At 43.8% G+C, this 4,068-nt stretch carries 4 protein-coding genes; 1 reads left to right on the top strand and 3 read right to left on the bottom strand.

From position 1 onward, the window contains the following. The coding region (locus WBA23_RS20365; RefSeq protein WP_424584120.1) for a DnaJ domain-containing protein at window positions 1–527 on the bottom strand (527 nt) is incomplete at its 3' end. A gap of 130 nt (window positions 528–657) precedes the next feature. Next, on the bottom strand, window positions 658–1,092 hold the full coding sequence (locus tag WBA23_RS20370) for an Hsp20/alpha crystallin family protein (protein ID WP_424584121.1): 435 nt from the start codon (window positions 1,090–1,092) through the stop codon (window positions 658–660). Between the two features lie 247 nt (window positions 1,093–1,339). On the opposite strand from WBA23_RS20370, the gene WBA23_RS20375 reads away from it, so the two are divergent. Further along, window positions 1,340–2,584 carry a redoxin domain-containing protein gene (locus WBA23_RS20375; RefSeq protein WP_424584122.1) on the top strand — a complete coding sequence of 415 codons (1,245 nt, stop codon included), beginning with the start codon at window positions 1,340–1,342 and terminating at the stop codon, window positions 2,582–2,584. Between the two features lie 235 nt (window positions 2,585–2,819). Here the strand turns inward: WBA23_RS20375 and WBA23_RS20380 are convergent. Then, on the bottom strand, window positions 2,820–4,068 hold a 1,249-nt coding region (locus tag WBA23_RS20380; RefSeq protein ID WP_424584123.1), incomplete at its 5' end, for a sensor histidine kinase.

The following is a 4,068-nucleotide window of genomic DNA, read 5'->3' on the forward strand; positions in this document are numbered from 1 at the left end:
TCAATACCCGGTTTAAGTTTTAAGCGTAAACGGTTACCATTTAGATTGATCAGCCGAGTACCTCCTTCATAGGCATCTTCCAGAGCAATAGTTACATTAGCTTGAATATCGGCTCCCCTAAAAGCTCCGCTTTCTCTTCCCCTCGGATCACTGGTATGGCCGGGACCTCGTCCAAAAAAACTCTCGAAAAAATCGGAAAAACCACCTCCATCACCGAATAGATCTGAGAAGTCACCATCGTACTGAGTAGTTCTACCTTGTCCGGCGTAAGGATTACCCCCTCGACTAGCGCCTTGCTGGTAATGTTTCCAATTAGCCCCTAATTCATCGTACTGCTTACGCTTCTTCGGGTCTTTCAGTACTTCGTAGGCTTCGGTTATAGACTTAAATTTCTCTTCCTTTGCCTTGTCACCTTTATTTTTATCCGGGTGGTACTTCACCGCCAGCTTTCGGTACTTCTTCTTAATCTCCTCCTGAGAGGCGGTTTTGCTTACTCCTAATACTTTATAGTAGTCTTTGTACTCCATATGCTTTAAGTTATCGCTGTGCGTTTAATACAACGAATACGGTATTAATCACGAAAAATAGGCAGTTAGTGTTGGGTTGAGCAAAAAAAAGGCGGGTAACCGACCCGCCTCTTTACACTATGCTGTATGCTTAACCTATTTCAATAGTACGCGCTGGCTTAGGTTTCACCTCTTCCCGCTTAGGGAGGGTTAAGGTAAGAATACCGGCTTCGTACTTAGCCGCTATTTTATCACCGTCTACAGCATTTTCCGGCAGACGGAAGCTTCGGCTAAAATTGTGGTAACGGAACTCCCGCTTCACAAAGTTGTCATTCCCATCCTTTGTGTTTTCTTCCTTCTCTACTGAAACAGTCAGCACATCTTGGTCTAACTCTACTTTAAAATCGTCTTTCTCAAAACCAGGCACCGCTAGTTCTAGAGCGAAGTGGTCTTCTGTTTCTTTTACATTGGTAGCTGGCAATCGCCTTCCTCGCTGACCACTATTATCAAATAATTGATCAAGCTCTTTAGTTACGAAATCGTCAAAGAACCGAGGAAATGATGTATTATAGCGTATCAAGTTCATAATATATACTATTTTAGTTATTGATTTATTTGATTACGCTTTCCTATAAACAAACAGAATACCAATACCGGAACTTGCAATTTTGGAGCTTATTTAGTGACAAAATGTCTTTTTTTCTGAATTACAGTAAGATTTTAATGTCATAATGACACATATTTTAATAAATATTGATGCTTGTACATTTGTCGGTTTGCATCCTCTGGATCGAGATTGTATCTTTTCCCACCATAAAACTCAACTTGACATTATGCAAACCTCGAATCAGAAAGTATTTCGTAGCCAAACGCTCAATTTCTTATCAACCTATTTCCTGGCATTCTTCCTGATAGCTGCCTGCCAATCAAATCCGGAACAGGCTAGTGAAACTACTATTGAGGGAGCTGAAACCACTCTGGCCACTACTGCCTCATTTGAAGCTTCACCCCAGGCGGTTGAAGAAGTGGAAGTTAATACGCTGGAAATTGGGGCAAAAGCCCCGGACTTCCGTTTGCCAGGGGTGGACAGAAAATACTACGAATTAGCTGATTTTGATGATGCCGAAGTGCTAGCCATTGTTTTTACTTGCAACCACTGCCCTACCGCGCAGGCGTACGAGCAACGAGTGATTGATCTGGCTAATGATTACCAAGACCAGGGTGTAGCTATGGTCGCGATTTCCCCCAACAGTCCTATCTCGTTGCTCTACGGTGAGCTAGGTTATTCTGATCTGGGCGATACCTACGAAGATATGCAAGTACGGGCGGAAGATATGGATTATAACTTCCCGTACCTTTACGACGGCGACGATCACGCCGTATCTATTCAGTACGGACCCGTAGCCACTCCGCATATTTTCATTTTTGATAAAGCCAGAACGCTACAGTACGTGGGCCGGTTAGATAAATCTGAAAAGCCCGGTACCGCTAATGCGGAAGATGCTCGAGTGGCATTAGATGCCATACTCGCTGGGGAAAAAGTAGCGGAAGCCAAAACGAAAACCTTCGGTTGCTCAGTGAAGTGGGCCTGGAAAGATGAATATAAAGATAAAGTATACGCCGAGTGGGAAGAGCAACCAGTCAACCTAGAAATGATTGACGAAGCAGGTATTGCTGAACTGCTTAAAAATGATACGGATAAACTACGCTTAATTAACGTTTGGGCTACTTGGTGCGGTCCCTGTGTACTGGAGTATCCCGAATTTGTAGTGATGCACCGCATGTACAAAGACCGCGCTTTTGAGTTTATTTCTATCAGTGCCGACCGACCCGAGCAAAAAGAAAAGGCGCAAAATTTTTTAGATAAAGAGAACTCAGCCGTACAAAACTACCTCTTTGCTAAAGATGATAAATACGCGCTGATTGAAGCAATTGATCCCGAATGGGAAGGTGCTCTGCCCTACACTATTCTAATAGAACCCGGTGGAGAGCGAATCTACAGCCAGCAGGGCACGATTGAACCACTTGCCCTTCGCAAAATTATTGTTGAGCACGATCTGATGGGGCGTTATTATTAGCCAGCGGAAACTTCTTCGGGTCATTTTTCATCCAGCGAAGCATCAAAATTCCGCTATAGGGGCTCGCAGAATGCCAGTGATATAAAAAAATAGTGGCAGCAAGTCTCCGTTACCACCAGTCTCAGGCTAGTAGCGGTGATATTGCTATTACCAGTTAGTTGGCAATTATTAAAATATATAGTTCACCAAGACAAGATTGGTGATTTTTCAAATCGCACTAATTGAACACTACGTGTCATATGTCTGCTGATTTGAGAACCATTTCGGCTACGGGTGGGAATAATAGAGAAAAGACGGTTTGTACGTCCGGTTGAGACTGTACCCGGATACTGCCACCGTGCAAAGCCATAATATGACGGGAAAGACTCAACCCGATACCCGACCCTTTCTCTTTGGTAGAGAAAAAAGGCACGAAAATTTGATCGAGCTTATCCGGAGGAATACCCGGACCATTATCTGCCACTTCCAGCACTGTCTTTTCACCTTGCCGAGCTGCCTTCATTGATATGGTTGGGGCAGGTTGACCTGCTATGGCTTGAATACTATTGGTGAGTAAATTGATGAACACTTGCTCCAATTGTTGAGGATCAGCTAGAACAGACAGGTCATTTGGTTCGCAGTAGGTACGAAAGGTAATTCGGTATTTCTCAAGCTCCCCCCGCATCAGTGAGCTTACGTTATCAAACAACAACTGTACGGCAAGTGGCTTTCGTTGGGGCTGAGGCACTTTCGTTAGGCGACGGTAATCTTCCACAAAAGAAAGCAGTCCATTCGTTCGCTTTTGAATTGTTCGTAGTGAGTATGCCAGATCTTCCAGATAATCCGAGTTTATCTCATCTTTAGTTTTTACTGTACCCGTATCATCTTCTAACATCGTCAGTAAGGTTTCGGAAAGGGATGAGATTGGGGTGACCGAATTCATAATTTCGTGGGTCAGAATCCGGATGAGTCGGTGGTATGCCTGGGTTTCGCTGCGGTCAATTTCATCTTCAATATCGTGCAGAGTAATAATCCGGTACGTTTCCTGAAGTAGGCGCACCTGAATTAGTTGTACCGATAATCGTCGTTTTTCACCCAAAACTGAAAGTTCCACCAACTGGCTTTCACCATCCTGCATATTTTCTATTGCTTGGGCTAGTTGCGGGCGGTTCGTCTGAATATTTTTCCAGTGATGGTAGATATCCGTCTTTAGCATCGCCAAAGCGAGGGGGTTCATTAGCGTGATTTCATCCTCACCCTTCACTGAAATAATGCCCACTTTCAAATGCTTCACCAGCAGGCGCAAATATTGGTACTGAGCTTCTTTTTCAATTTTTACCTGCTGGTATGATTGCATAATCTCTCGCATTGCCGGGTGCAGTGTTTTAAAGGCCGAATGGCTAGCTCGAGAGAAATTGAAAGTAAAATCAGAATACTTAATCGCTAGTAACAGCTTGGCTAATTCGGTATTCGTTTGGCTAACAAAACGAATCAACTCATACACC

Source organism: Tunicatimonas sp., from assembly GCF_049647865.1.
Lineage (GTDB): Bacteria > Bacteroidota > Bacteroidia > Cytophagales > Cyclobacteriaceae > Tunicatimonas.